At 58.3% G+C, this 26,634-nt stretch carries 28 protein-coding genes and 4 pseudogenes; 15 read left to right on the top strand and 17 right to left on the bottom strand.

All coding sequences use genetic code 11. The annotated features are described in order from the left end of the window. The 12 genes from ACYASU_RS11875 to arsC form a co-directional block, all read right to left on the bottom strand. Complete coding sequence (locus ACYASU_RS11875) at positions 1 to 666, bottom strand: amino acid ABC transporter permease (RefSeq protein WP_065992814.1); 666 nt, start codon at positions 664 to 666, stop codon at positions 1 to 3. Beyond that, a complete protein-coding gene (lhpI, locus tag ACYASU_RS11870) occupies positions 659 to 2,431 on the bottom strand; it encodes a cis-3-hydroxy-L-proline dehydratase (RefSeq protein WP_463582908.1) in 1,773 nt (590 codons plus the stop codon). The genes ACYASU_RS11875 and lhpI overlap by 8 nt, the downstream gene beginning before the upstream one ends. 234 nt (positions 2,432 to 2,665) lie before the next feature. Then, complete coding sequence (locus ACYASU_RS11865) at positions 2,666 to 3,478, bottom strand: ABC transporter substrate-binding protein (RefSeq protein ID WP_192172921.1); 813 nt, start codon at positions 3,476 to 3,478, stop codon at positions 2,666 to 2,668. Positions 3,479 to 3,856: 378 nt separating this feature from the next. Next, positions 3,857 to 4,609, bottom strand: coding sequence for a PAS domain-containing protein (locus ACYASU_RS11860; protein ID WP_463582907.1), 753 nt, complete (start codon positions 4,607 to 4,609; stop codon positions 3,857 to 3,859). Between the two features lie 279 nt (positions 4,610 to 4,888). Next, positions 4,889 to 6,145, bottom strand: coding sequence for an FAD-dependent oxidoreductase (locus tag ACYASU_RS11855; RefSeq protein WP_463582906.1), 1,257 nt, complete (start codon positions 6,143 to 6,145; stop codon positions 4,889 to 4,891). Continuing rightward, entirely contained in the window at positions 6,142 to 6,378 is a 237-nt protein-coding gene (locus ACYASU_RS11850; protein ID WP_282371243.1) for a (2Fe-2S)-binding protein, read from the bottom strand. The genes ACYASU_RS11855 and ACYASU_RS11850 overlap by 4 nt, the downstream gene beginning before the upstream one ends. Then, positions 6,371 to 7,507, bottom strand: coding sequence for an NAD(P)/FAD-dependent oxidoreductase (locus ACYASU_RS11845; RefSeq protein WP_463582905.1), 1,137 nt, complete (start codon positions 7,505 to 7,507; stop codon positions 6,371 to 6,373). The genes ACYASU_RS11850 and ACYASU_RS11845 overlap by 8 nt, the downstream gene beginning before the upstream one ends. Then, entirely contained in the window at positions 7,504 to 8,454 is a 951-nt protein-coding gene (locus ACYASU_RS11840) for a 4-hydroxyproline epimerase (RefSeq protein ID WP_463582904.1), read from the bottom strand. The genes ACYASU_RS11845 and ACYASU_RS11840 overlap by 4 nt, the downstream gene beginning before the upstream one ends. Before the next feature lie 577 nt (positions 8,455 to 9,031). Continuing rightward, positions 9,032 to 9,715, bottom strand: a complete 684-nt coding sequence (locus ACYASU_RS11835; protein ID WP_463582903.1) for a GntR family transcriptional regulator — start codon at positions 9,713 to 9,715, stop codon at positions 9,032 to 9,034. Positions 9,716 to 9,805: 90 nt separating this feature from the next. After that, positions 9,806 to 10,477, bottom strand: coding sequence for a DNA-3-methyladenine glycosylase I (locus tag ACYASU_RS11830; RefSeq protein WP_205487018.1), 672 nt, complete (start codon positions 10,475 to 10,477; stop codon positions 9,806 to 9,808). A gap of 146 nt (positions 10,478 to 10,623) precedes the next feature. Further along, positions 10,624 to 11,229 (bottom strand): NAD(P)H:quinone oxidoreductase, encoded by a 606-nt coding sequence (wrbA, locus tag ACYASU_RS11825; RefSeq protein ID WP_463582902.1) that lies wholly within the window; start codon positions 11,227 to 11,229, stop codon positions 10,624 to 10,626. Beyond that, positions 11,226 to 11,579 (bottom strand): arsenate reductase (glutaredoxin), encoded by a 354-nt coding sequence (arsC, locus tag ACYASU_RS11820; protein WP_463582901.1) that lies wholly within the window; start codon positions 11,577 to 11,579, stop codon positions 11,226 to 11,228. The genes wrbA and arsC overlap by 4 nt, the downstream gene beginning before the upstream one ends. Positions 11,580 to 11,713: 134 nt before the next feature. Here arsC and ACYASU_RS11815 point away from each other — a divergent pair, with 134 nt between their 5' ends. Then, positions 11,714 to 12,181 (top strand): TlpA family protein disulfide reductase, encoded by a 468-nt coding sequence (locus tag ACYASU_RS11815; protein ID WP_463582900.1) that lies wholly within the window; start codon positions 11,714 to 11,716, stop codon positions 12,179 to 12,181. A 50-nt stretch (positions 12,182 to 12,231) separates the two neighbouring features. Here ACYASU_RS11815 and ACYASU_RS11810 read toward each other — a convergent pair whose 3' ends face one another. Continuing rightward, positions 12,232 to 12,744 carry a GNAT family N-acetyltransferase gene (locus tag ACYASU_RS11810; protein WP_463582899.1) on the bottom strand — a complete coding sequence of 171 codons (513 nt, stop codon included), beginning with the start codon at positions 12,742 to 12,744 and terminating at the stop codon, positions 12,232 to 12,234. A gap of 250 nt (positions 12,745 to 12,994) precedes the next feature. Here ACYASU_RS11810 and ACYASU_RS11805 point away from each other — a divergent pair, with 250 nt between their 5' ends. The 5 genes from ACYASU_RS11805 to ACYASU_RS11785 all read left to right on the top strand — a co-directional run bounded on the left by ACYASU_RS11805 (position 12,995) and on the right by ACYASU_RS11785 (position 17,089). Continuing rightward, positions 12,995 to 13,348 (top strand): hypothetical protein, encoded by a 354-nt coding sequence (locus ACYASU_RS11805; protein ID WP_463582898.1) that lies wholly within the window; start codon positions 12,995 to 12,997, stop codon positions 13,346 to 13,348. A 39-nt stretch (positions 13,349 to 13,387) separates the two neighbouring features. Continuing rightward, entirely contained in the window at positions 13,388 to 13,702 is a 315-nt protein-coding gene (locus ACYASU_RS11800; protein WP_463582927.1) for an abortive infection family protein, read from the top strand. Positions 13,703 to 14,027: 325 nt separating this feature from the next. Beyond that, a complete protein-coding gene (locus ACYASU_RS11795) occupies positions 14,028 to 15,209 on the top strand; it encodes a hypothetical protein (protein WP_463582897.1) in 1,182 nt (393 codons plus the stop codon). Beyond that, the gene (locus tag ACYASU_RS11790) at positions 15,206 to 16,327 is read left to right on the top strand and encodes a hypothetical protein (RefSeq protein WP_463582896.1); all 1,122 of its coding nucleotides are present in this window, start codon (positions 15,206 to 15,208) and stop codon (positions 16,325 to 16,327) included. The genes ACYASU_RS11795 and ACYASU_RS11790 overlap by 4 nt, the downstream gene beginning before the upstream one ends. A gap of 144 nt (positions 16,328 to 16,471) precedes the next feature. Beyond that, positions 16,472 to 17,089 carry a C39 family peptidase gene (locus ACYASU_RS11785; RefSeq protein ID WP_463582895.1) on the top strand — a complete coding sequence of 206 codons (618 nt, stop codon included), beginning with the start codon at positions 16,472 to 16,474 and terminating at the stop codon, positions 17,087 to 17,089. 114 nt (positions 17,090 to 17,203) lie between these two features. On the opposite strand, the gene ACYASU_RS11780 is transcribed toward ACYASU_RS11785, so the two are convergent. After that, complete coding sequence (locus ACYASU_RS11780) at positions 17,204 to 17,347, bottom strand: type II toxin-antitoxin system prevent-host-death family antitoxin (protein WP_463582894.1); 144 nt, start codon at positions 17,345 to 17,347, stop codon at positions 17,204 to 17,206. A gap of 81 nt (positions 17,348 to 17,428) precedes the next feature. Further along, the gene (locus tag ACYASU_RS11775; RefSeq protein WP_463582926.1) at positions 17,429 to 18,328 is read right to left on the bottom strand and encodes a LysR family transcriptional regulator; all 900 of its coding nucleotides are present in this window, start codon (positions 18,326 to 18,328) and stop codon (positions 17,429 to 17,431) included. 110 nt (positions 18,329 to 18,438) lie between these two features. Here ACYASU_RS11775 and ACYASU_RS11770 point away from each other — a divergent pair, with 110 nt between their 5' ends. From ACYASU_RS11770 to ACYASU_RS11735, 8 genes and pseudogenes are all read left to right on the top strand, one after another. Further along, a complete protein-coding gene (locus ACYASU_RS11770) occupies positions 18,439 to 19,614 on the top strand; it encodes a saccharopine dehydrogenase family protein (protein ID WP_463582893.1) in 1,176 nt (391 codons plus the stop codon). A 96-nt stretch (positions 19,615 to 19,710) separates the two neighbouring features. After that, a complete protein-coding gene (locus ACYASU_RS11765; RefSeq protein WP_463582892.1) occupies positions 19,711 to 20,709 on the top strand; it encodes an NAD(P)H-quinone oxidoreductase in 999 nt (332 codons plus the stop codon). Between the two features lie 317 nt (positions 20,710 to 21,026). Next, entirely contained in the window at positions 21,027 to 21,638 is a 612-nt protein-coding gene (locus tag ACYASU_RS11760) for a glutathione S-transferase (protein WP_463582891.1), read from the top strand. Next, positions 21,586 to 21,816: pseudogene (locus tag ACYASU_RS11755) on the top strand (hypothetical protein); the annotation flags it as partial. The gene ACYASU_RS11760 and the pseudogene ACYASU_RS11755, both read left to right, overlap by 53 nt. Positions 21,817 to 21,969: 153 nt before the next feature. Next, on the top strand, positions 21,970 to 22,482 hold the full coding sequence (locus ACYASU_RS11750) for a hypothetical protein (protein WP_463582890.1): 513 nt from the start codon (positions 21,970 to 21,972) through the stop codon (positions 22,480 to 22,482). Between the two features lie 7 nt (positions 22,483 to 22,489). After that, positions 22,490 to 22,930 carry a DUF421 domain-containing protein gene (locus ACYASU_RS11745; RefSeq protein WP_346630636.1) on the top strand — a complete coding sequence of 147 codons (441 nt, stop codon included), beginning with the start codon at positions 22,490 to 22,492 and terminating at the stop codon, positions 22,928 to 22,930. Between the two features lie 228 nt (positions 22,931 to 23,158). Further along, a pseudogene (locus ACYASU_RS11740) lies at positions 23,159 to 24,220 on the top strand (PAS domain-containing protein); the annotation flags it as partial. 15 nt (positions 24,221 to 24,235) lie between these two features. Continuing rightward, positions 24,236 to 24,505, top strand: a pseudogene (locus tag ACYASU_RS11735) (methyl-accepting chemotaxis protein); the annotation flags it as partial. A 112-nt stretch (positions 24,506 to 24,617) separates the two neighbouring features. Here the strand turns inward: ACYASU_RS11735 and ACYASU_RS11730 are convergent. Next, entirely contained in the window at positions 24,618 to 25,001 is a 384-nt protein-coding gene (locus ACYASU_RS11730) for a response regulator (RefSeq protein ID WP_192172880.1), read from the bottom strand. Positions 25,002 to 25,242: 241 nt separating this feature from the next. Between ACYASU_RS11730 and ACYASU_RS11725 the strand changes: the two are divergent. After that, a pseudogene (locus tag ACYASU_RS11725) lies at positions 25,243 to 25,737 on the top strand (ABC transporter ATP-binding protein); the annotation flags it as partial. 284 nt (positions 25,738 to 26,021) lie between these two features. Here ACYASU_RS11725 and ACYASU_RS11720 read toward each other — a convergent pair. Further along, positions 26,022 to 26,633 (bottom strand): hypothetical protein, encoded by a 612-nt coding sequence (locus tag ACYASU_RS11720; protein ID WP_463582889.1) that lies wholly within the window; start codon positions 26,631 to 26,633, stop codon positions 26,022 to 26,024. Between the last annotated feature and the right edge of the window lies 1 nt (position 26,634).

The following is a 26,634-nucleotide window of genomic DNA, read 5'->3' as shown; positions in this document are numbered from 1 at the left end:
TCAGTACCGGAACAGCCGCCAGGACAGCAGCCGTGCAACAGCCACGATCAGCTTGGCGATCAGGTAATAGAGCACCGCCGCAATGGCGAAGAATTCGAAGGTGCGGAAGGTCTTGACGTTGTAGTCCTGGGTCACGCCGGTGAGGTCGTTGTTGAGGCCGACGATCACCCCCATCGAGGTCATCAGCACGGCCCACACCATCTGGTTGGTCAGCGGATAGAAAACGATGCGCAGCAACTGCGGAATGACGATCAGCCGGTACGCCTGGGGTGCGCTCATGCCCAGCGAACGGGCGGCGCGCAATTGCGTGTCGGGCACGGCCTTAAGACCGCCACGGAAGTTCTCCGCCAGATAGCCCGCGTTGTTGATGGTGATGCCGGCGAGCAACGCGGCCCACGAACTGATGTGCAGGCCGAACGAGCCCAGGCCGAAATACAGGATGTACACCTGGAACAGCGACGGCGTGTTGCGCGCGATGGAAATCCAGGTGGCGGCGAAGCCCCGGAACAGGCGGTTTTTGCCCTGGCGCATGAACACCAGAAACAGCGCGATGGTGACGCCGAGGATCATCGACAGCGCGGCGGTTTCGAAGGTGACCCACGCGCCGTTGAGCATGTCGGGCAGGGCCTTGAACGCCGCGCGCCAGTGGAAGTTGTAATCAAACATCTGCGCTGACCTCCGCCTGGTGCGCCGCCATCAACCAGGCTGGCAGGCGCCCGCTGGCGACACCGGTGATCGCGCTGTCGACGCACTCGGCCAGGCTGGCGAAATGCACGCGACGCCCCACCAGCCCTGGAGCGTAGTGCGCGTATTTGCCAGAGTTGGTCATCAGGTTGCGCGCGGTCGGCGGTATCACCGGCTCGCCGAGCATGCACCAGCAGGTGTCGGTGACGAACTGCACGCCGAAGTTTTCGAGCGTCTCGACATAGCCGGCCTGTTGCGCGCGTTCCAGGGTGGCGCGGCCGCAGGTGATCACGATCGCCACGTTGTCATGCTTGCGCCGGCTGCCACACAGGTGCGCCAGCGTCGCGCATTCGCTCAGGGAAAAATGCGGATTGCCCAGCGTCACGGCGTCCACTTCCGGCGTTGGCGCGCTGTTCAACTCGCGCCAGCTGTGCAGCAGATCCGCGGGGCTGACGCTCAGGGTTTTCTCCGGCGCATGCCCGTCCAGCGCCAGTTCGGCGGTGGTGGCTTCGGGTGTCACGCCGGCGATATGAAACATCGGCGCAGCGGACGTGGTGGCGAACCCCGCGCCGAAGGCCTTGAGGTCATCCAGCGTGGGCGCCTTGTGTTCGAGGCCGCAGATTACCGGGATGGTGGCGCCGCACAGCAGCCCGACGTGATAGCCGAGCAGCGGGTAGAAACTGTCGTCGAGGCCGTCCAGTGCAGGGACGTCGATGCGCAGGGTCGCCAACCGTTGTTGGGTCAGGTGGCAGCCGATCTTCGGCGCGCGGCCGGTGAGGGCGATGCAGATGTCGAGGTAATCCGGGTATTTCAGGGTGCGCGCGCCGATCACGCTGTTGGCGTAGACCACGGCGTTGGACTCGGCCCAGACGATTTGCTCGCCCAGCTCCGGTGCGCTGTCCAGCAGGTACGGCGCGCAGGTAAAACTCACCCGCGCGCCCATCTCCAGATAGGCATCGCCCAGCTGACTGGCCGGCTCGCCGAGGGCCGGGTCGACGCCCAGTTCCCGCCAGCGGCGCTTGTCCACGGAGATGGAATTGAGGGTGGTGGGCACACGGACCTTGGCGCCCCATGCCACCAGTTGCCGGGCGAAACGCAGGCTGGCCGGGCCGGTGTAGATGCAGCCGTCGATGTGCGCCTGGGTGATGTCCAGCAGTTCGGTCGCGCCTTGCAGCTCGGCCATGCGCAGGATGATGCCCATCGCCACCTGCGCGGCTTTGCCGTAAGCGCCGTCGAGAAAGCCTTGGTCGGTTTCGGTCAGGGCGATGGTGCTGATGGCGCGGCGGTTCGCCTGAAGTGGGTGATCGCGAAAAAGTGGAGGCGGAGGGCTGGAAAAGCCGCTCACGCGGTCATCTTCGACCCGCACGAAAGCGATGTCCCGCAGCGCCGCAAAACCCGCTTCGCCGAGGCTGATCACCGGAATCGAATGGCCAAACATCTGCTCGGCGATCAACACGCCGAGGGTGAGGATGTCTTCGACGCGCTCGAAGACCAGTGCGGCGGGGGCGTGGCCGTTGAGGATCAGTTCCAGCAACACGCTGCTGCCGGTGCACGAGCCGCGTCCGCTGGGAATGGCCAGCACCCGACCGTTGATGAACTGGCCGCTGAGGGGGTGATGACGGTCGATCACTTCACCGGTAAACGGCTCGACCCCACCCCAGAAACTCAGGCCCACGTCGGCGTACAGCAATTCGCCCTGAGCGCTGCCGGAAACGAGACAGCGCCCGTTCAACGAGACTTCAGACATCGTGGGCTCCTGAATGAATGACCCGGTTCCGGGATTCGATCGTTTCCGGTGATCGTTCCCATGCTCCGCGTGGTAACGCCGCTTGCGACGCTCCGCGTTGCGCTTTTCTGACGCAGAGCGTCTGGGGCTGCATTCCCACGCGGAGCGAGGGAACGATCAGCGTCAGGGGCTGCATTCCCACGCGGAGCGAGGGAACGATCAGGCCGCAGGGAGCGATCACTTGCGTGCGTCAACTCAGTAATAGACGCCCGGCACGGTCAGGTCGACCGGCTTGCCGCCCACCCACTTTTCATACAGCTCGGCATAGCGTCCCGAGCGCACTTGCTGGTTCACGAACAGGTTCAGGTAATGGATCAGCCCGTACTCGTTACGCTTGGCCGCAAGAGAAACGTAGTCGATGGTGTAGGGCGCGTTACCGGCAATCTTCAGGCCTTTGTATTTGCCGGATTTGATCGAGGCGGCGGCGACGGTGTTGGTGACCACGGACGCTTTGATGTGGCCCTGGGCGACGGCGAGGATGGTGTCGTTCTGGGTCTGGTACGCGCGGAAACTGCCGCTGCCCCATTTCTTCTGATCCTTCTCCAGCGCGATCGCTTCGAACGTGCCGCTGGTGTTGCCGACATCCTTGCCCTTGAGGTCGTCGTAGCTGTTGATGCCGGCGTCGTCGCGGGTCAGCACCACCATCTGGAAGGCGAAATACGGGATGGTCATCGCCACCGTTTTCGCCCGTTCCAGGGTGTCCGAAGTCGACGCCACGATCACGTCAGCTCGCCCTGAAACCAGTGCAGGAATGCGGTCCGGAAACGGCGTTTCCACCACCTCGGCAGTCACGCCCAGCACCTTCGCCAGGTCGTTGCAGTAATCGACGTCAAACCCGACCGGGTTGTTCTTGTCATCACGGGACCCCATCGGCGGGAAGTCCAGAGTCACGGCGCAGCGCAGTTTTCCGGAGTCGATGATGTCATCGAGCTTATCGGCCAGCGCGGTGTTGATAAATGAAGAGCTCATGACGGCGAGGAGGGCGACGGCGACAGCTTGGTTTTTCATAGAAGCCTCGGTGCGTGCAAAGGGGGAAACGGCCGGATAAGTAATTTCGTATACGATATTTGATATGCACGCAGCGTGCCTGTTTTGCCAGTACGGCGTGCAGGGCTCTGGATCAGCGGGCCGGGGTTTTGATGAGTGTTTTAAACGCGCGGGGCGGTGTTACATAAAGGAGCAGGAATGCGCGGCGTGCTTCATTGATGCACGTTGCCGTGCGGCAAAGATGCAGATTGCGCCGCACTGCAATCACCGTAGGACCGGCTTTAGCCGGGAAGGCGTCGGTCGTCACACCCGAGATTTATGGTGTTCCCACTGGCCTCTTCCCGGCTAATGCCAGTCCTACAGAAGCACCGCGATCATTCAGGGAGGATGGCGGTGGATTCATATGCGCCGTTGCGAATCCCGATACTCACTCGGCGACGCCCCGGTCAGCGCCTTAAACTGGCGGCTGAACGCGCTGTGATCGGTGTACCCGCAGCGCAGGGCGATCTCGGTGATCGACAGGTCTTCCTGCAACAACCGCGACGCCTCACCCAGCCGCGCCTTGTGGATCATCTGCCGGGGCGTCAGCTGGAAGATGCGTTTGCAGTGCCGCTCCAGCTGGGCAATGGACAGCCCGGCAATGGCCGTCAGTTGCTCAAGGGTGATGGGCCGCGCGAAGTGCTCGCGAATGTACGCGTCGACCTCGACCAGCTTCTGATACGCCGGGTGGGTCGTCTGCAGGATCTGCAGATCCCGGGAGATACCCGCCAGTCCGATGATCGCGCCCTGACGATCCCGCACAGCGATCTTGTGGGTCAGGCACCAGATCGGCTGATTGCCGTAATACAGGTGCAGCTCCAGTTGATCGCTCAGTTGCCTGCCATCGGCCAGCACGCGGCGGTCCTGGGCGGTGTACAGCGGGCCGAAGCGGGCGGGGAATACCTCTTCGGCGGTCAGCCCGACGATCTGGCTTTTATTCTTGAAACCGCAGCGCTGCACCAGCGTCTGATTGACCAGCGCATAGCGCGCCTGGGCGTCCTTGACGAAGAAGACCACACCCGGAATCGCATCGAACAACGGCGCGACCAATGCCAGGCTGGCGAGCAGTTGTTCGAGATCGTGCAGAGGCTCGGTGGGGAAGAGGTCGATCATGTTCACGGGCAGGAGGGCCGGGCGGGGATGGGTCGATGATGCGGGATGTTCGATGCGGCGGCTAGTCGAGGGGCGACTGGAGCCGCCGTATCAATAAATCAGTCCTCTAGGAACAGCGCTCTGAGCGCCGAGATCCCGGCAGACGAAGAAACTGTGGGAGCGAGCTTGCTCGCGAAGGGGCCGAGACATCCGCTGGATATTACGCGTTCGAAACACCGTCTTTGTGAGCAATGCGGAGCGCCACCCCGTTCACTCACGCAATTTAATAAATCAGGCGCTTTAAACAGGGGCACCCTCGTCCAGACACGCCAGCGTCGAGATCCGCGCCGGGCTGAACGGCGGGCGCAACAACGGAGGTTCCCAGCCGAACAACGTCTGCGCCGCCGTCCCACAGATCCGCCCCTGACACGCGCCCATCCCGCAACGGGTGGCGAGTTTGGCCCCGGTCCAACTGCCATGATCCGCCAGGTCCGCGTAACGCACGTCTTCGCAGCGGCAGACCAGCGTTTCCGGCATCGCCAAGTGTTTCAGCGCGGGATTGAGGCGGAACGCTGTGTTCAACCGATCCGCAAAACCCTGCCAGCGCTGCCGCTCAGCCCACAAGCCTCGCGCCTTTTCCCGTTCACCGACCGCCACCAGCCCGGCAATCCGCCCTTCGACCAATGCCAGTTCACTGCCACCGAAACCGGTGCATTCACCCGCTGCGAAGTGATCGGCCAGACGCGTCGCCTGCCACTCATCCACTATGATGGCCTGATCCTGAACAGTACAGCCGAGCGCCCGGCCGATCTCGACGTTGGGCACCAGACCGAAGCCACAGGCCAGCCGCTCGCAGGCCAGCTCTTCAATCTTCTCACCCACCCGAACGCGCACGCCTTCGAGCCGATCCGTGCCCAGCGCCGCCAGCACATGGGCCGACGTTCGATAGGCGGCACTCGCCAGGGTAATCGCCTGAATCGCCTTGTTCGGCCAGCGCCACAGCCCGGCGCCGAAACCGGCGACGGCGCTCAAAGGCGCCTGCTCGGCAACGCGCACAACCTCGGCGCCATGCTTTTGCGCGGTCGCCGACGATGCCAGCAACAGCGGGCCAGTCCCGGCAATCACGATGCGTTCGTCTGTCACCTGCAGGCCGCCTTTGATCAGCGCCTGCAAGCCGCCGGCGCCGGTGACCTCCGGCAGGGTCCAGCCGGGGAAGGGCAGCAACAGCTCCCGCGCGCCGGTGCACAGAATCAGTTTGTCGTAATTCAACACCCAGCCGCGCTCGGCGTCTTCCAGCAACAAGCGCTTCGGCCCCGCCAGCGCGACCACCTTGCAGCCGCTGTGCAGGCGAACGTTGCTGAAACCCTGCAACTGCCCGCGCATATCGTGAGCCTGTTTCGGCACCTCAGCGTTCGGGCCGTCGCGCCAGATCTGCCCGCCCGGCAGCGGGTTGTCGTCGAGCAGGGCGATGCTCAGCCCGTAAGGCGCCGCAGCCAGGGCCGCCGCCATGCCGGCCGGACCTGCGCCGATGATCAGCAGATCGACATGCTCAGTCATGGCTGAGTCTCGACGCGCATGCCGTCGCGGCAGATCGTCTGGCAGGCCAATCGGCGCAGGCCGTCGATGCTCACCCGGCATTCCTGGCAAATCCCCATGCCGCACAAGGGCGCGCGACGCTGGCCGCTGACCGACGTGCGGCTGCAACGATCACCGCTGGACATCAGCGCGGCGGCCACCGTGGTGCCTTGGGCGAAGCAAAAAGGCTGACCGTCGATGCTCAACTCAGGCATGGGCGCGGGCTCCGATAAAACGATGGGGCAAATACGGTTCAACGGCGAGGGGCGGCGGTGTGCGCAGCATTTGCGCGGCGAGCAGGCGGGCGGTGCCGGTTGCCGTGGTGACGCCGAGGCCTTCGTGCCCGACCGCCAGCCACAGGCCGGGCTGATGCGGGTGCTGGCCGATCAGCGGCTGACCGTCGGGGCTGGCGGAACGAAAGCCGGTCCAGCTGCGAAGGCCGTTCATGTCGCCGAGGCCTGGGAGGAAATCCATGGCCCGGCGCAGCATCTGCCCGAGCATGGCCGCATCGACCTGCGGATCATGGGTGTCGAACTGCCGCGATGAGCCGATGAACAATTGGCCAGTCGGGCGCTGCTGCACATTGAACGCCACCGACGGGCCGTTGCCCTTGTGGGCGCTGGTGACGTACCCCAATTCGACCAGCGTATGGGTGATCTGCGCGGGGTAACGGTCGGTGATCAACAGGTGGCCTTTCTTCGCTTGCAACGGCAGGTCAGGGCACAGCTCGCGGGCGTAGATGCCGCTGGCCAGCACAACGGCGGGGGCTTGCAGCCATTCACCATTCGCCAGCCGAACACGGTTGCCCTGGACTTCCACGACTTCGGCCTGACGCTGGACAACCCGTTCGGGTTGACGGTGCAACAGCCAGCGCGCGGCATTAGGCGCGTACAGAATGCCGTCGCCGCTGACCTTCAAGGCGCCGAGCAGGCCGGATCGCAACGACGGCTCGGCTTTTGCCAGTTCGGCGCCGGACAGCAACTCGCAGGCCAGACCGTATTCGCTCAGCGCGGTTTGTTTGCGCTCGGCTTCTTGCATTTCTTCTTCGTTGCAGGCCAGCCACAGGGTGCCGTTGGTGCGCATGGCGCAGTCGTCCGGCATCTGCGGCGCCAGCTCGCGCCAGGCCCTGACCGAATATTCCCCCAGCGCCAACTCGGCAGCACTGTGATCGAGAACAACCAAGTGACCCATCCCCGCAGCGGTCGCGGCCGGGCGCTGACAATCCAGCACCAGCACGTGCAAACCCTGGGATGCCAGCTCATCCGCACACGCCGCACCGACGATGCCGCCGCCGATGACGATCACATCAGCAGCATGGCCTTGCAGCGTGGGCGCATCGGTCACGAGCGAATGCCCCAGGCGAACGGGTCTTCGTCGTCCAGCAACAAAGTGGCTTCGGCGCTGATGTAAGCGCGGCCACGAATCGTCGGCACGATGCGGTCGCCCGTCTGCCGCTCGCCGTGCTCCCAGACGAAATGGCCTTCGAACTGACTGCCGATCACGCTGGCCTGCTGCCAAAGGGTGCCGGGCTGAAGTGTGCCGTCTGCCGCCAGGCACGCCAGTTTGGCGCTGGTGCCGGTGCCGCAGGGCGAGCGGTCGTAGGCTTTGCCGGGGCAGAGGACGAAGTTGCGGCTGTCGGCGTGGTCGTCGTCGGCGAACAGCTCGATGTGGTCGATGACGCCGCCGTCTTCACCGCGAATGCCCTGGCTTTCCAGCGCCTGACGGACCTTCCAGGTGTAATCGGTAAGGGCGTCGAGGTTGTCGGCGGCGACGCTCAGGCCGTGGTCGGCGATCAGGAAAAACCAGTTGCCGCCCCAGGCGATGTCACCGGTCACGCTGCCCAGTTCGGGCACCTCGATGACGAAATCCTTGCGGTAGCGGTAGGAGGGCACGTTGTCGACGCTGACCGAGCGGTCGTCGTGCAGCGTGGCCTGAACTGTGCCGACCGGGGTTTCGATGCGGTGCACGCCGGGGCCGATCTTGCCCAGATGCGCCAGCGACACCACCAGCCCGATGGTGCCGTGGCCGCACATGCCCAGGTAGCCGCTGTTGTTGAAAAAGATCACCCCGGCGCAGGATTCGGGATCCACCGGCTCACACAGCAGCGCCCCGACCAGCACATCGCTGCCCCGCGGTTCGAGCACCGTCGCCGCCCGCCAGTCATCGAACCGCTCAGCCAGCAACTGACGCCGCTCGGCCATGCTGCCCCGCCCAAGATCGGGGAACCCGTCGAGTACCAGCCGCGTCGGCTCGCCGCCGGTATGAGAATCGAGGATCTGGATGCGTTTCATGTATTCCCCTGTTGGACTGAGTCTGGAACTGGCTACGACGATCCCTGCTGGGACTGCGTACACCCAATGTAACTGGCTTCGACGATCCCTTGTGGGACTGCGTACACCCAATGGAACTGGCTTCGACGATCCCTGGTGGGACTGCGTACACCCAATGGAACTGGCTTCGACGATCCCTTGTAGGACCGGCTTCAGCCGGGAAAGCGTCGGTCGCCACATCGGAGATTTATGGTGTTCACACTGGCCTCTTCCCGGCTAAAGCCGGTCCCACTAAAAGCGCTGCGTACATCCGATGTAACTGGCTACAACGATCCCTTGTGGGACCGGCTTCAGCCGGGAAGGCGCCGGTCGTCGCACCCGAGATTTATGGTGTTCACACTGACCTCTTCCCGGCTAAAGCCGGTCCCTCTAAAAGCAACGCGTGCACCCGATGGAACTGGCTACGACGATCCCTAGTGGGACCGGCTTCAGCCGGGAAGGCGTCATCACTATTGCCAATAGAGTGGCGCGTACGTCGCCCAGGGTCTTGACCGATTTCACCCTCGCCAATGACGAAATCGGCACAGTCGCCAGTCGTTCAGATCTCGCTGAGCACCGCGTGGGGGAGGTGGGCGTAGAGGGTTCGGCAGACGCCGATGATGTGGTGCTCGATCAGTTCGGCGGCTTTGTCCACGTCACGATCGGCACAGGCCTTGAGGATCTCGCGGTGTTCCAGGTCGGCGCGCGCTTTGCCTTCGTCGAAACTCATTTGCACGCGGAGGTAGCGTTCAACCTTGTCGTGGATCGAGCGAATCATGTTCAGCAAAAACGGCCGTTGCGCCGCCTCATACAGGCAGGTGTGGAACGCCCAGTTCAGCTCGGCCCAGCGTCCGATGTCGTCATCGCGCATGAATTCGTCACAGATGGCCCGGGCCCGATCCAGCTGAGCGGTGGTCATTCGCGGCACGGCGAGGCGGATGGCTTGCACTTCCAGCAGCACCCGTACTTCAAAAATCTGCGCCAGCTCCGGCTCGGAAATCCGCGTGACCACGGCACCCTTGTTGCGCTGGAACTGCACCAGCCCTTCAGCTTCCAGACGTTTGAGCGCTTCACGCACGGGGATCTTGCTGACGTTGAACACGCGGGCGATGTCGTCCTGACGAATCGGCTCGTCCTCGGCGAACTGGCCGGAGATGATTGACTCGCGCAGGTACTTGGCAATCACCTCGGACGCGGAGGGCGCGACACCGAGGTTGGGGGCGTCAGGAAGAAGGAAGGGCACGCGAATGACTCAGCAGTAGGGGACGGCGAATATTGTATACGACGTCCGATTTGTTACGCGCTGTGTCTTTTCACTCCGCCGGAGAAACGATCAATGGTTGGCGGTGTAAGACAGCATCATCGACAGCTGACACATCGGCCGTCCGCTCTCGGCATGCCACTGATTGAACGCCGCTTGCACCGCCGCCTGATCACGCTGACTGCTGGGCACGCGGTCGACGATCTTCTGCGCGTTGAGCGCCGCGACCACGTCATGGCTGGGGATGAAGGTGTCCTTGCCGACCATGCGCAGGAAGCGCGGCGACGACAGCCCGCCCATCTGATTGCCGTGCTTGAACAGGTAACGCCACAGCCCGACGATATCGGTGACCGGCCATTCCGCGATGAAATTGCCGAAGCTGCCGTGTTCGTGGGCGATGTCGAGGATCAACTGGGCGTTGCGCGGCACGCTCTTGAGCTTGCCCAGATGACGGATGATCCGCGCGTCCTGCATCAGGCGTTCCAGGTGATCGCCGCCCATCAGCGTGACCTTTTCCGGATCGAAGCCGAAGAAGGCCTGCTCGAAGGCCGGCCATTTGGCGTCCACCAGGCTGTGTTTGAGGCCGGCACGAAAGACCCGCAGCGCCATGGTCGACAGGTAACGGTCGTCGCTGAGGGCTTTGAGTTTTTTAGTCGTAGCGGGGGTCGGCAGATGCGCCTCGAGGGCGGCGACGGAACCAAAGCGGTTGAGACAGTATTCGTGGAGCCATTTGTAGTCTTGCATGCCCTCTCCAAAACAAAATTCATGTGCGCGATCGGTGACTTAGCGCATTTCCGAGCGCTGACGCAGAACCCCGGCAGGGGCTCTGTGTTTGACCCGGTTTGAGCAAGGCGTTCCAGCAATCGAGCGCGAGCAACGCCTTGAGCTGTCTAGGCCTGCGGCGGGTTGAGCAACAGCGCGGTTTTCGCCAGCCGCTGACCCAGCGAACGGCACAGCGTGGTTTCGTGCTCATCCAGCGCGCGCTTGCCGTCGGCACCGGCGTGATGACTGGCGCCATAAGGCGTGCCGCCGCCACGGGTTTCGATCAACGCCGCTTCGCTGTAGGGCAGGCCGCTGATCAGCATGCCGTGGTGCAGCAGGGGCAGCAGCATCGACAACAGCGTGGTTTCCTGGCCGCCGTGCAGGCTGGCGGTGGAGGTGAACACGCTGGCAGGTTTGCCCACCAGTGCGCCGGTCAGCCACAGGTTGCTGGTGCCGTCGAGAAAGTACTTGAGCGGCGCGGCCATGTTGCCGAAGCGGGTCGGGCTGCCGAGGGCCAAGCCTACGCAGTTTTTCAGGTCGTCGAGGGTGGCGTACAAGGCGCCGGCCTCCGGAATGCTCGGCGCCACCGCTTCGCAGTCAGTGGACACTGCCGGCACCGTGCGCAGACGCGCTTCCATGCCGGTCATCTCGACACCACGGGCGATCTGCCGCGCCATCTCCGCGGTTGCGCCGTTACGGCTGTAAAACAGAACCAGAATATAGGGCGCGCTCACGGCAGGATCTCCAGAATGTTTTCCGGCGGACGGCCAATCACCGCCTTGTCGCCAACGACGAGAATGGGGCGCTCGATCAACTTGGGATGGGCCGCCATGGCGGCGATCAGCTGCTCGTCGCTCAGGCTGGCGTCAGCCAGGTTCAGGGTTTTGTACTCGTCTTCACCGGTGCGCAGCAGCCCGCGAGCACCGATGCCGAGCTTGCCCAGCAGGTCCCGCAGTTGCGCGGCGTCGGGCGGGGTTTCGAGGTAATGAATGATGGTTGGCGTCAGGCCGCGGGCATCAAGCAATTCCAGCGTGCCGCGGGATTTGGTGCAACGCGGGTTGTGATAAAGCGTGAGATCGGTCATTTGCGGGTCGCATCTTGCCTGAGGTGGCGGCTATTCTACCTGCGTCACGGTAACGACCGGTAACACGCGGCGAGCGATGCAGAATCGGCGTGGCGTGCATCTGGAAAAAAGAGCACCTAGAAGGAAACAGCATCATGGCAAGGCGATTGGCAGCGGCAGCAGCACTGATTGGAAGTCTGTTGCTCAGCGGGTGCGGCGTGGACCTGGGCACGGATCAGAATGGCGAGAAAGTCGCCAGCAGCCGCGTCGACAAGCACTGGCTGGTGGTCAATTACTGGGCCGAATGGTGCGGCCCTTGCCGGACCGAAATCCCCGAACTGAACACACTGTCCGAGCAGATCAAAGGCCAGAACGTCAGCGTATTCGGCGTCAATTTCGACAACCTCCAGGGCGAAGACCTGAAGAGCGCCAGCAAGGCGCTGGGCATCACCTTCACCGTGGTGGCCCAAGACCCGGCCGAACAATTCGACCTGCCGAAAAGCGAAGCCCTGCCGGTAACCTACATCATCGACGACAAGGGCAAAGTGCGTGGGCAGTTGATGGGCGAACAGACGGCGGCGGGGGTAATGCAGAAGCTGACGGAGTTGAAGGGGAAGGGCTGAAGCAGATCATTGGGCAGTGAGCTTGGATGTGCAACGGCACTGCTCGCTGATTAACGCTCATCGGCCAGAAGCGCCCAGCGCTCGTGATCGCACCAGACCCCGGCGATCTGCAGGTATTTCGGGGAGAACCCCTCTTTCCGAAATCCGAGACGCTTGACCAGCGCGATTGAACGCACATTTTCAGGTTGAATATTGGCCTCGATACGGTGAAGACCCAGCTCTTCAAAGGCATACCTCGTCGTCAGTTCCACCGCCTGGGACATCCTTCCCGTCCCGGCAAACGAGACCATGCCCCAATAGCTGAGATACGCGTTCTGAAATCCTTTATAGAAAATCTGGCTTAGGTTGGTCACTCCAACGATCTGACCCGATTCTGTATCGCGAGCCAGTAGGCCAACGCTCGCGCCTGTGATTTGAGCGGAGTACCACTCCTCGAATCCTGCAGTGGTTGTGAAGGGCTGTACCCAGCGGCCGTGGTAGTCCCGGCTTTCCCGATTCGCGTGTAGGAGCTCGTCGAGATCGGTGCGCGTTACCCGGGCGAGCGTGACGTCTGACATTTCCATAGCCTCTTCTCGTTAACTGCTTTCCCGATGGCTTATTCGGATCACTGACGTCTATATTTCCCGGGACGATGTGTCCTGCCAACCTGCGATTTCATGATGATGACGAAACCGCACTGAGTCCAATCAGACTAGAGCGTTGGTGTGAGCTGGCGGCCAATAGTGGGTTGTCACCAGCGTCCGCTACCGGCCAAAAGCGGACACCGCCACGCTAGCTAAGATAGGCTTCGTAACGACTATGGATGGGGACAGAATGATGGAGCAGATTGACGAGATTGAACAAACATTTGCGACCGTCCACGGGCTTCTACGCGCAGAGGGTATGAGTGACGTAGCTTCTATCGTGCGTGATTACCCCGCTAAGGTTGAGTTGACGGGATGCGATAAATGGAACGATGGCACAAATATTTTGCAGCTACAGTTCAAACTTCCTGCACAAGACTATGCCCGCCTCGGCGCAAAACGTAGCCAGCCGGAAGAGCAGATTACCGCAAGGCTAAAAACGGCCATCGAGTACGAGACCCAAGACTGGTACTCAGCCAAGATTGGGCCCGCCAAAGAGCAGCGTGCTGATTGGCGGCTGGATGCGTCAGATCTTCCGCGGTAAGTCTGTGTCAAAATCATAGATGGACTCCGATTGGAGAATGTGGCTTGGAATGGGCAGTTGGATGACGTTGAGTTTTTGAGTCGTCTGTTCGATCTCCAGCAGATTCCATCGACAGACAGTCGGTTTAAGGACGCAGCCGGGGAAATCTGCCAGCACCGCTACAACAACAACAACGATTGGGAGCTAGTACCTGACAGCATCACTGATGCGACGAAAGGAGCGGAAAATATTCGCATGGTCCTTCGTAACCCGGGTCAACTGACCAAGAATGTGGCTAAGTTGCGCGGCCTATATGGTACAGGCCACGGGCGGGATGGACAGCATCGTGGACTTCAGCCTCGGCACGCCGACTAGCCGTAGCGTCGGCAGTCGCCTTCATCGATTTTGTGGCGGAGACGTTTCGCCACAGAGAAAGCTCGAACGCAACCAGCAATAATTGGGCCGTATCTTTCGGACATTCGTATTTCGTGTCTGACGACGAATCCTGAACCGGCTATCCTTGACCAAAAAGCGCTCCCTGTAAGGTACCAAAATGATCATTCTGAGGTCTGCCCCCGTTGACAAATATGGAGGCCTTGAGTAAGGCTCTCGTGTATGGTGGGCATCATTTACTTGCTGTGCATATGCAATTCTCCACAGGCCAACGATCCGGTGACGACTTAAGGGTCTAAGGAAAATCATGGAATCTATTTTTTTAGAAGATAAACGAGTTAAATGTGTGTCGGGTTTAGGCCTCTTGAATGTTAGAGAGTATTTGACTCTCGTTGAGGAGGTCTATGCTGAAAATGGCGGTATACCTGGGCAAAGAGCTCCTCTAAAAACGAAAACCGGTATTAATATCCGAAAACGCATGATTGATGACATATTGGCTGGAGCGATCCTTCCACCAATTGTTATTGGGGCTGTCGTTTCTGACGAGACCTTTGAGCAAGCGACAAAATGTAGAACCAATGAGCAATTTTCAGAGTTACTAAGGTCGATAGAGACGGCGAGCCTTTCAATTATTGATGGGATGCAGCGAACAACTGCACTGAATTCAGCTATCAACGATTGCGAGGAAGGTAATTACTCCCAATCTATCAGAATTGATCTTTGGCTGGCAAAAAATATCGATAGTTTGGTATATCGAATGCTGGTACTGAATACAGGTCAAGTTCCATGGGATATCAAGCGCCAGTTGGAGACAATTTACAAACAAGTATTAATTGAGATTGAGAAGCACGTACCAAGTATTGACGTTTTTAATATCGACGAAAAAGAACGGAGAAGTGGTGCTGGCCAATACCGATCCACTAGAATTGTAGAATTATTTTTGGCATTCAGTTCAAGAAAGCCTCATATTGAAGTAAAGGAAAAGGTTGCTGAAGACTTTGCACGAATGGAGGCTACAGAGGCAACAGCAAACGAACAAGCGCTACCCACCTTCATAGAAACTATGAAGCTATTAGCTGCTTTGGATGTTGCACTTTCAACCACCGCCACCGCGCCTGAACACTTGGATTCAAGTACTAGATTTAAAGAGGGGCGAGACATTTTTACAAGTGCTCCAGCTAGCATTGGATTTGCTGCCGCTGCCGCGCAACATTTGTTAGGAAAGCCTGGCTATCCATTTGACTTCATCAACCTCCCTCAACGGTTGGCGAGTCTGAGTAGCAGTGTCTCCAATATTACCGATAAGATATTGAGAGTTCCTAACAAGGAAGAGTTCATTGACTACTTGACATTGAACCAAAAAATCTCTGCTCGATCCGGTCGTATCGGGGAGTATGAAAGGGAGTTTTTCTTTAGAGCTTTTGAACATATGTTTGCTTATGCCGAAACTCTGGAAACCCTCACGCCTTGCTGGTCAGCCTATAGATGAGCAAAAATGTGATCGAATTGTCTGGTGAGGTGTTGGCAAAATTTTCGGACCGTAATGGTGATCCCGTGAGAGGGAGGTTAACCAAACCAAAAGACCTTGGCGGGGAAATTGCAGCACTAAGAGATTTGATTCCTGGGGATCGCTGGGAGTGCTATAACGGCTCTAAGGCAATTGAATTTTTACATGAAGGCTATTATTGCATAGCCTTAAAAATTCGGGTTTCTGAAGAAGACCTTGAATCGCTAGAGGAGCAAAGCGACTCAACCATTAGTACTATTGATGTTCCCGGCTCTATATATCTTTTTTTAGCCGATCAACTGGAGCTTCGAGCAAAAAACCTTGATCCTCAATGGATCGACGAGTTTATAGTAGGGCCAGCTGGCGGGCCGGATGGAGTTGAGATAGACGTAGTAATTGAATCATTGGAGATGATTACAGTCTTTCAGCTGAGCGAAGCGTCCGTTTTCGAAAAGCACACTTCTGGGCAATATGTTGCAAATTACTTGCTAACATTTGATTCGGACTTAAGAGGTCGAAATTTTTTATCGCCCGCGTCATTATCTATAATTCGAGAAATTTTTCTTCAGGAAAAAGACCGCCTGATCGAAAGTAATTTTTTCGAGGCAATGGCCACTCCGCTCTTGAAGCATGCTTTTTTAGAAGTTTACAGAACGCTAGAGTTCGTTTTTGTATTGCCGCGAGCAAACGCTTTGCTTGATAGGCTACGGACGGCCGGGGGTATCCTGGACGTAAAGGCACTCGATTTTGCACGACTTTGCCACAAAGAGCTTGGATGGAAAAGAGTTGAGCGAGATTCAATTTCTCGGTTATTTAAAGAGTACTCTAATCACAACTATTCTGCCTTTATAATTCTTTATGAAAATTGCAGGCCTTTCACAGCCGAGACAAAGCCTGAAACTAATGATAGTGACATGACGAAATCTGATTTTGTTAGTCGGACCGTAGAAAAGTACTATGTATTACGCAACCAGGTTGCTCACCAGTTTTGGCCTGATGAAATGTTAGAATGTAACGACGAGGACTGGCAGGCTTTAATTGAATTTACTCTAGGCTGTATATCATATTTTTACAACGAGCATTTAAAGAAAACTGCTTAGGTTTTTGCGATCCCTCGGCCGGTTCCCTAGCAGGCGGTCATCCAACCGACGCCATCTTAGTGATCACCACCATGAAATCCCGCTGGCCAAGAGATATGAGGAGGAGTAATTTTGAATCCCAGCCCCAAGTTAGAGTACTAATAATTGCAGCGCGATAAGGATATCAAAGCCGCCGTTGGCACGAAGCAGTCACCTCTTATCCCATGGATGGTATCTCTCCTACTGGCATTGGCTCCCCTCCATGCATCAGCTAAAGACTTCTATGTAGTTGATTCGGTGGCATTTTATCAAGTCACCGAGGAACAGCAGACGCCCTTCTGGTGTTGGGCGGCGTCAATAGCCATGGCAATCAAGGCGCAGGGTGTAGACTGGAACCAATTTGACGTCGTAAATGCCACAAAAGGAAGCCTAGAGGCAGCGACGGCAGACGCAGGGCAAATGACCAGCTTTCTAAATTCTTGGCATTTTTCAGCGGACGGGAGCTATTGGACGGTCCAATCGGATCATTATAAAAGCATGCCGCCTATATCGAAGATTCTCAAATCATTGGACGAGGGTCGGCCAGTCATTTTTACATTCAAGACTGGTGATAACATGGAGCACGCGGTGGTGCTCTATGGTGCGCTCATGAACTGGAATACGAGCCCTCCAAAACTCACGTTTATAAATTATTTTGATCCAATTTCCGGTAAGCGAGGCATGCTAGCCACTAAATTTAGAGACAGCGTAACCAATGCTTGGTTGATCAATGTCAGCAAGTGATCTGTTCCAACCGAGCTTTTAAAAAATCGGAAGTGGCCTAACACCTGGCTGCTTTGAGCCGATCGCCGTCGCTCGCGGATGGCGACTCACAGCCTGAGCTAACTCTAATGGTATTCAGCAACCTTCATTCTTGATGCCTGAGAGCCTACACACCGGTCGACCATTCTTGGTGATGACAAAGGTGTGGCCCTTAGCGGTCAAAGCGATCAGACGACGGAGTCTTCGACGAGCCTGGCTACATGTGAAAGTAGTGCGCATGGTTCGCGCCCCCGCTGTATTTATCCCGCTATCCTACGCTGACGCATCTGCGACCGTCTGCTTTCGGCCAAAAGAAGACATTCAGCGCCCTGACTGCTCACGCAGCGCATCCAGAAGCAGACGAAAAGCCGGTTTGTGTTGGCGCCGGCTTGGGTAGTAAAGGTGATACCCGGTGACGGTGCCAGTCCAGTCCTCCATCAGCCGCACCAGGCGACCTTGTGCCAGATCCTGCTCGACCAGATGCTCCGGGAAGTAGCCCAGTCCGGCGCCCGCCCTGACAAAATCACGCATGAGCCAGATGTTGTTACTCACCAGATGCCCGTCGGCGCGTACTTTGATTTCTCTCCCGTTTTTTGCGAAAGGCCAAGCCCACAGTCCTCCCGAGGTGGGCTGGCGCAGGTTGATACAGGCGTGCTCGGTCAGATCCTGTGGCGTCAGTGGTTTAGCGCGGTGTTCCAGATAGGCGGGGGCGGCCACTAGTGCCAGGCGAAAATCCCGGCCGATGGGCATGCTGATCATGTCCTGAGCCAGCTGCGCCCCCAGGCGGATACCGGCATCGAAGCGCTCTGCAACGATGTCGACCAATGCGTAGCTGTCGTTGATTTCAACCTTGATGCCCGGATAGTCGATCATCAATTGCAGCGCAGCCGGGGCAAGGACGAGATGGGTTGCGTGCTCCATGGAGGTGATGCGCAGGCTACCCGCCGGCATGCCGCTGAGTTCGCTCAGCTCGTTGAGGCCTGACTCGATCCCGTCAAAATGCGGCCCGATGCTGTCGATCAGGCGCGCGCCAGCTTCGGTCGGTGCGACGCTGCGGGTACTGCGGGTCAGCAATTGCACACCCAGGCGCGATTCCAGTTTGGTGATGGTGCGGCTCAGCGCAGGCTGGGAAACGCCAAGCTGCGCCGCCGCTTTGGTAAAACTGCCTTCACGGGCGACCCGCAGGAGGGCCAGGAGGTCGGTGACATTGTCGCGCACGATTGATGCTCTGCGGTTATAGGTCTATTCCAACCATACCATCTAATCATTTGTAGGCAGGATGGCTAGAGTGTCGCCTTCGCTTCGCGGCACTTTCAGGAATCATCTTTTCCATGAGCAAACAAACATTCGATGTGATCATTTTTGGCGCTACGGGCTACACCGGTCGGCTGGTCGCTGAATACCTCTTCGCTCAATACGGCGTCGACGGCCCTGTTAAATGGGCCATCGCCGGTCGCAGCTTGAGCAAGCTGGAAGCCATTCGGGACAGTTGGGCAGACGCCGCAGCGCTGCCGCTGATCGTGGCCGATGCCCAAGACCGCGCGTCCGTGCGCGAGATGGTTGCCGCGACCCGGGTCGTGATTACCACCGCAGGGCCGTTTTCGGTTTACGGCTCGGACCTGGTGGCAGCCTGCGCCGAGACGGGAACGGACTACGTCGACCTCTCGGGAGAGATTCCCTGGATTGCCCAAATGATCGGCAGCCATCAGGCCCAAGCCCAGGCATCGGGCGCGCGACTGGTGTTCTCCTGTGGTTTCGATTCGGTGCCGTTCGACCTCGGCGTATGGTTCACCCAGCAGCAGGTCATGAAGAAGTTTGCTCGCTACGCGCCTCGGATCCGGGGTCGCGTACGCAGCATGCAAGGCGTGCTGTCCGGTGGCACGTTCCTGAGTGTCGATGCTGTGGTGGCAGCGGCGGCGCAGGATCCTGCGCTTGGCGCACTGGTGGCCGATCCGTTTGCCTACACACCGGGATTCAGAGGCGTCGAGCAACCTGATGATCAGACCCCCTACCGGGATGAACTGGCTCAGAGCTGGGTCGGCCCTTTCATAATGTCTGGCATCAATTCCAAGGCGGTGCATCGCACAAACTTGCTGGAAGGGCACCTGTGGGGCACGTCGTTTCAATACGACGAAATGCTCATGCTCAGTGCGCAACCGAGCGAAGACGATGAGCTTGGTCTGGCAGGCTTCTCTTTCAATGAGGGCGGTCATCCGCAACCGGGGCAAGGGCCGACACAGAAGGAGCTTGATGCAGGCTTTTATGATGTGTTGTTCATCGCAGAACTGGCAGACGGTCAGGTGCTCAAGGCATCCGTGAGTTGCGACGAGGATCCGGGCTACCTGTCGACCTCCAAAATGTTGGCCGAGTCAGCGATGGCGCTGGCGTTCGATGTGACACGTGAGGAGACCCCGGGCGGTTGCTGGACGCCCGCGGCGGCGTTGAATGAGGCGCTGCTCAAGCGACTGACTGAAAAAGCCGGACTGAGGTTCACAGTCGACGGTTGATTCTATGGGCCGCTAAAAAAGCTGAATGTCTTTGACGTTCAGCTTTCAGAGTCTTCAGCCCTCTCAACAATTAGCCCTCTCAACAAAAGGTGAACCATGAATCTGCCAAACCGTATGAACTACATCGAGATCACCGAACCCGGTGGCCCCGAAGTTTTAAAGCTAATGCAGGCCGATGTGCCGACGCCCGGTGATCACGAGCTGCTGATCAGGGTTCACGCCGCCGGCATCAATCGTCCCGATGTCATACAGCGTTCGGGCAAATACCCGATGAAACCCGGCATGACCCCTGTGCCCGGGTTGGAAGTGGCCGGTGAGGTCGTTGGGGTTGGCGCAAAGGTGGCCGACTTCAAGCTGGGCGACAAGGTATGTGCGCTGACCAATGGCGGTGGTTACGCCGAATACTGCGTTGTGGCGGCCACCCAATCATTACCGGTCCCCGACGGCGTGGACATGATTCAGGCCGCGGCCATTCCGGAAACATTCTTTACCGTGTGGGCCAACCTTTTCGAGCTGGGCCGTGCCCAAGAGGGCTGCACCGTATTGATCCATGGCGGCACCAGCGGCATCGGCACGACCGCGCTCATGCTGTGCAAGGCCTTGGGGATCAAGGCTTTTGCAACGGCCGGCAGCCAGGAAAAGTGCGACCGAATCCGCGCGCTGGGTGGCGAAGCGATCAATTACCGCGAGGTGGACTTCGCTCAGGAGATCGCCCGGCAAACCCACGAGAAGGGCGTGGACGTGATTCTCGACATCATGGGCGGGAGCTATTTCGAGAGCAACGTGGCGTCACTCGCACGACGCGGTCGACTGGTCATTATCGGTTTTCTGGGCGGCAACTCCGTCAAGGACTTCAATCTGCTGGCGCTGATGGAAAAGCAAGGCTCGGTGACCGGGTCGATGATGCGTTCGCGCAGCGCGGAGGAAAAAGCCGAGATTGCTCGCGCCGTACTGGCCAATGTCTGGCCGCTGCTCAGTCAAGGCGAATGCCTGCCGATCATTGACCGTGTTTTCCCTCTCGCCGACGCAGCACAAGCGCATCAGCGAATGGAGCAGGGCGACCATATCGGCAAAATCGTGCTGAAGGTGGTGTGAATTGAATCGCCCGGTGCGTGTCATTGACTGTTGCCGGGCGTTGATCATTTTTGGTTTGAGGTGTTCATGGTTTTGTAGGTGGCGAGCGGCTGCTTGTGTCCCGTTTTAGTCACATGCTGAGCGGCCGCTCTGGGTCGACTGCGGCCGACTGCGTGATATTCGGGGTATCTACCCCGGCCGTCTGGCGTACCTTCGCCACCGTCAACCAACGCTCTTAGCCTGACGACATCGCCTGTACTCCCTGGAAACACCAAATTCCGCTTCTCTGCCGCAAAGCCAAGAAATAGGATTGATCCCACCAGAAAGGAGTGCGCTTTATGAAACTGATTGGGATGCTGGATTCCCCCTATGTTCGCCGTGTGGCTATTTCGCTGGATGTCATGGGTGTGTCGTTCGAGCACGCGACGCTTTCGGTATTCCGCGATTACGAAGCATTCGGTGCGATCAACCCGGTGGTGAAGGCACCGAGTTTGGTGCTGGATGACGGTAGCGTGTTGATGGATTCGACGCTGATCATCGACTACTTCGAGGCGCTGAGCCCGGCTGAGCAAAAATTGATGCCACACCAGGCTTTGCCTCTGGCCGCATCGCTGCGGATCTTGGGGCTGGCGTTGGCTGCCTGTGAAAAGGCAGTGCAGATCGTTTACGAATACAAACTGCGACCGGAGGAAAAACGCCATCAGCCTTGGCTGGACCGGGTAACCCAGCAGTTGTTGGCTGCTTGTCGCGCATGGGATGCCCTAATGTCGGGACCGCAACCGGTTGCGCCAGATAGGCCGGGACAGGTCGACATCACCAGCGCCGTCGCCTGGTCGTTCATTCAGTTGATGGTCGCTGATGTGGTCAGGGCGAATGCTTTCCCATCCTTGCAGGCACATGCGACACGCTGGGAAGCTACCGAGCTATTTAAACGCTACCCTCAAAGTTGATTGCCCAATCCAGAGCGGAAGGGCGGTCGGCCTTGTCTGGGCGACTTCCCGCCCCTTGTTCAACGGCTTGTTCAGCAACTTGATCGTGGCGACGCTGATCGCCGGCGTATTGCCCGCGCTTGCCGCCTGGATCGGCCATCGGATCGTCGATGCGGTGGTTCAGGCCATGCAGATCCATGGCCATGGCAGCCCCTAGCCTGATCGAAGCGCTAAATCCAAAGACGAGCTCAGCGTCTCAAACGCCCCCACGAAATCAGCAGCACCCGCTTACCCCACCAGAACTTCCCACAGACCAAAGCAGTCACATCGCTAGTCCCGACGAGTGATGCGTATGAGCCTCTTAGAGCAGGAAATGCAGGACCGTGAACACCCCGTGGCCGAGGACATTGCGCTGCAGCGCAAGGTCTGGAAGTTCCAGAGGGTTGGCTGGTATGTGCTGACGGCGGTGGTCGTCCTGACATTGCTCGGCTTGTTTTCCAGAGGCCCGCTCAGCACGCTCGAATCGGTGAGCGAGCAGGGTGACCTGACGGTGCAGTACGAGCGTTTCCACCGAGCGGGCGGGACCAATCCAATGATCGTTCAGGCCACGGGGCAACCGGGCAAAGAGGTCACGCTGTCGATTGGCAAGCCAATGCTGGATGGCTTCAGCATCGAGTCTATCCAGCCGCAGCCGGTCAGCTCTATGGGCAGTCCCGAGGGTTTGAGCCTTACTTTCCCCACCGACAAGAGCGGGCACGTCACGCTCTTCATCTCATGGCGCAGCGACGGCATCGGGCTTTTCAAAAGTCAGATCAGTGTCGTGGGCGGCGGCCACATTCCAGTCACTCAGTTCATTTACCCATAGGTGCTCAATGGATGCCGTACTACGCGCGGGCGCGATTTATCTGGCACTGATGGTGCTCTTCAAGATTTCTGGCCGACGATCATTGGGGGAGTTGACGTCGTTTGATTTCGTGCTGCTGATGGTCATTGGCGAAGCCACCCAGCAAGCACTGCTGGGCGATGACTTCTCCGTGACCAATGCGATTCTTGTCATCGTGACGTTGATGGTGATCGACATCGGGCTTTCCCTCGTCAAGCGGCGCTCCAAACGCTTGGCCAAGCTGATCGATGGGGGGCCGACGATCATCGTTGAAAACGGCGCGTTCCTTCGGCATCGCATGCACGAGGCCCGCATTCAGGAAGACGACATCCTGGAGGCCGCACGAATAGAGCAGGGTTTCGAACGAGTGGAGCAGATCAAGTACGCGATCCTGGAGCGGAACGGCAAGATCTCGATCATTCCTGCCTGACTCTCTGCCCCGTTACGGCCTGATAAGAAGCGCTATCCAGCATCGCGAACGGCTTGGTCAGGCGGGGCATGCCAAAGCCAGGAAAACAGATCTGACCATGGTTCCCTCTGCGTGGCTCGTTAGACACACACCTCGTAAGCAGATCCTCTATTACTGAGGAATTTCAGCGGGTTGACGGCCATTTATTCAGCCAGACCGATAAAGTTTCTGTCGCTCAAGACGATAAGAATGGCAAGGTGCCATGGAGGAGGCCCGTCACGCATTTCGAGCTTTTACACCATGCCCAATTTTTTCCTTCTTCGCCGCGATCGTCGCGCCCTGACGCAATTGCTGACGTCGATCATGAGCGGCGAACATCCTGAGGTCGCCCAGTGCAAAGAAGGTCCAGCAGTGCTGGATGCCTGGCGCCTGATCCAGTCCTCCAATGATCAATACCAATCCCGCATAGCCCAACTCGAAAAGGAGCTTGAGGATGCCCGCGAGTTGCTTCGCGAATCAGCAGCCTCCGCGTCAGCTCACGAGATCAGATTCGATTTGGTCAATCGCGCGTCCAGTGAAGGTCTTTGGGACATGGAGGTCGTGGCCGGCGACCCGGTCAACCCCGGAAATCGCTTTTGGTGGTCGCAGCAATTCCGCAGCCTGCTGGGCTTCAAGGACGAAAGAGACTTTCCAAATGTGCTCGCCAGTTGGGCCGATCGGCTCCATCCGCAGGACAAGCAGACAACACTCGCCGCCTTCGCTCGCCATCTCAACGACGAGTCCGGAATGACCCCATACAAAGTCAATAACCGGCTCGCCATGAAAGACGGTTCATATCGCTGGTTCCACGCACAGGGTGAGACACTCCGCGACGAGCGAGGCACGCCCATCCGGGTCGCTGGCTCGCTCCGGGATATCCATGACCAGCTGGAGCGGGACCAGGAGCACGACGTCATCATCACCAGATTCGAGCTGGCTCGGGAAATGCTCTCGGATGGGCTTTGGGATATGGAGGTCATTGCCGGAGACCCTGTAAACCCCAAAAACCCGTTCTGGTGGTCACCTCAGTTCCGCCGGTTGCTGGGTTTCGAAACGGTTGAGGAGTTTCCAGATGTGTTGGACAGCTGGGCATCCAGGTTACACCCGGATGACAAGGACAGAAGCCTCAGCGCCTTCGGGGCTCATCTGAGTGACAGATCAGGCAAGACACCCTTCGATATCGAGTACCGGCTGAGGATGAAAAGCGGCGAATATCGGTGGTTCCGTGCGCGAGGCCAGACCAAGCGTGACCCAGCAGGCCTGCCTCTGCGAGTAGTCGGTGCGCTTGTGGACGTCAACCTGCAGCACGAGCAGGAGATGCTGAGGGAAACAGAGGTCAAGCACCAGCAAACGCTTGAGCACAATATCGAGCAATTGTCCCAGATCGTGGGGACGATTCAGAGCATCGCCAGCCAGACCAACCTTTTGGCCCTCAATGCGGCCATTGAGGCTGCACGTGCGGGTGAGGCGGGTCGTGGCTTCGCAGTGGTTGCCGACGAGGTTCGCAAGTTGGCGACGCGTACCACTGAAGCCACTGAGCAGGCTGCCGGCATGATTGCTCGCTAGGCCTTACTTGCTTCGCCCCCTGGTTTCTTGAACCAGGTCGAGGTCTGAAAAGAAGTGGTTCGGAAAAAGACTCTCCAACGTGACCGCTCTGGGATCGGCAGCATCACTCTCGGTTTATTGCCAGAGCCAAGGCGCGCCGGCAAATGGTGCCGATATCCAGGGAATGCCAAGGTTTGGGAATGAAAAGGGGAGCATATCCAGACTCCAGGATTTGTTGCCCTCGTCCTCCCGAGGACAAGATCACCGGGATGCGGGGCCATTGAGCTTGCACCCGGTTTGCCAAGCCAATACCGCTCAGCCCACCCGGCATATGGATGTCGGACAGGATGAGATCCGCCCCTCCCGAGGTCTTGCACAACCAGTCCCAAGCGTCGTCGCCTGTCTCTGCTGTGACGACCTCGAAGCCTTCCGTCTCTAAAATTTCATGGATCAAACTGCGAATGAGCCAGTCATCTTCCACCACTAAAACGGTTGATAACACTGTCATTTGCCCATCCTGGTTTGTTGTGCGTTTTGGACTGGGCCGCTGTCTGCGGGTTCCCATTTCCGTTACATCCGTAGCTCAAGTCTCTCTGCACGGTTATACCGCCCTGACGGAGTGGCCTGCAGTTCTATGCAAAGCCTGAATCGCCCCTGATTATCCAGATGGCTACCCACAAGACCGGGGAAGCGTGCCGAACTAGCCGCTACAATTCCCCGTCACCGCCAATCCGGAGCCTGCGCCTTTGATGTCGTTGTTCAATCGTTTGACTGCATTTTCAACCCAGAGCGGCAGGGCGGTCGGCCTTGTTTGGGCGACTTCCCGCCCCTTGTTCGCCGGCTTGATCGTGGCGACGCTGATCGCCGGCATTTTGCCCGCGCTGGCTGCCTGGATCGGCCAGCGGATCGTCGATGCGGTGGTTCAGGCGATGCAGATCCACGCCAATGGCAGCCAGGCGCCGGTATGGCCTGTCCTGCGTTACGTACTGGCCGAGGCGGGCGTATTGGCGTTGCTGGCCGCGGCGCAACGGGCGCTTTCAATGCAACAGGCGCTGCTGCGGGTGCAGTTGGGGCAGAAGGTCAATCTGATGATCCTGGAAAAGGCCCAGACCCTTTCGCTGCTGCAGTTCGAGGACTCGACCTTTTACGACAAGTTGGTGCGCGTGCGCCGCGATGCATCGACACGGCCACTGGGCCTTGTCACCAAAGGCCTGGGGCTGACGCAAAACCTGATCTCGCAAATAAGGGACGGATTTATTTTCCAGGTCAAATAAATGGGCGTCTCCTTATCTCTGTTGTTTGGAAGACAATTGCGGACCTCGTGGGCTCCTAGATCGGGCGCTAACGGCCAGTAGCAGACATCGCGTTATATAAGATGAAAGATACGTGCGGCTCGATGTACGGTTTTACGGTGCAGTTTAACGTCAGGAAATGCTGCGGATTTATTGTAGATAGGTAGGTTGGTCGGCTGAATGCGGAGCTGACAGCTGCCAAAAGCAGGCTTGACTAAGCCTGCTTTTATCTAGCACTAAATAGCAGGATAAAAGAAATCTCCGAGGGCGTTTATCAGAACTAAAGCGTTGGTTCTTTCAGTCGATGGCGCTTGAAGTGTCCTTACACGTGAGGCACTTTGGTGCGCCACGTCCCCTCTTTCCTTACCGTACACATTTAGCATGTTGATAAGATTTATATCAATCTCATCTGCCATTTTGCCGCATATCAAAGACAGCTTTACAAAAGAGCCCTCCTTTATTCCGTTATTATCGCCTATAAAACTCTCTATATCTCTAATAAGCTTCTGCACCGAACCGTGCAAGCTGTTAGCGTCATAGGGAAGCTTTATTTGAAGATCTACACCAAACACACTTGCTAGTAAAAAAAGCTCTATATTAGATTTTATTGTAAAGGTTTGAGGCAGAATTTTTGCTTTAAGGTGTGCGATGGATTCGCGAGCTTTACGTTCAAGGTAGTCCTCAATTTCTGCATGAACTAAAACTCTGAACGCAGCAAGTTGATCTGGATCAACTGTAAACGTAAGGGGCTCGTTTGACTCAGCCTGTAATTGAGCGCCGAGAAAAGTAGACTCAAGCTTCACAAGTCTCTGTTGCAAACTTATAAATAGAGGGCTTGGATTGTTCATT

The organism is Pseudomonas sp. HP_12 (assembly GCF_055283955.1).
This window is presented reverse-complemented; position numbering and strand designations above follow the sequence as displayed.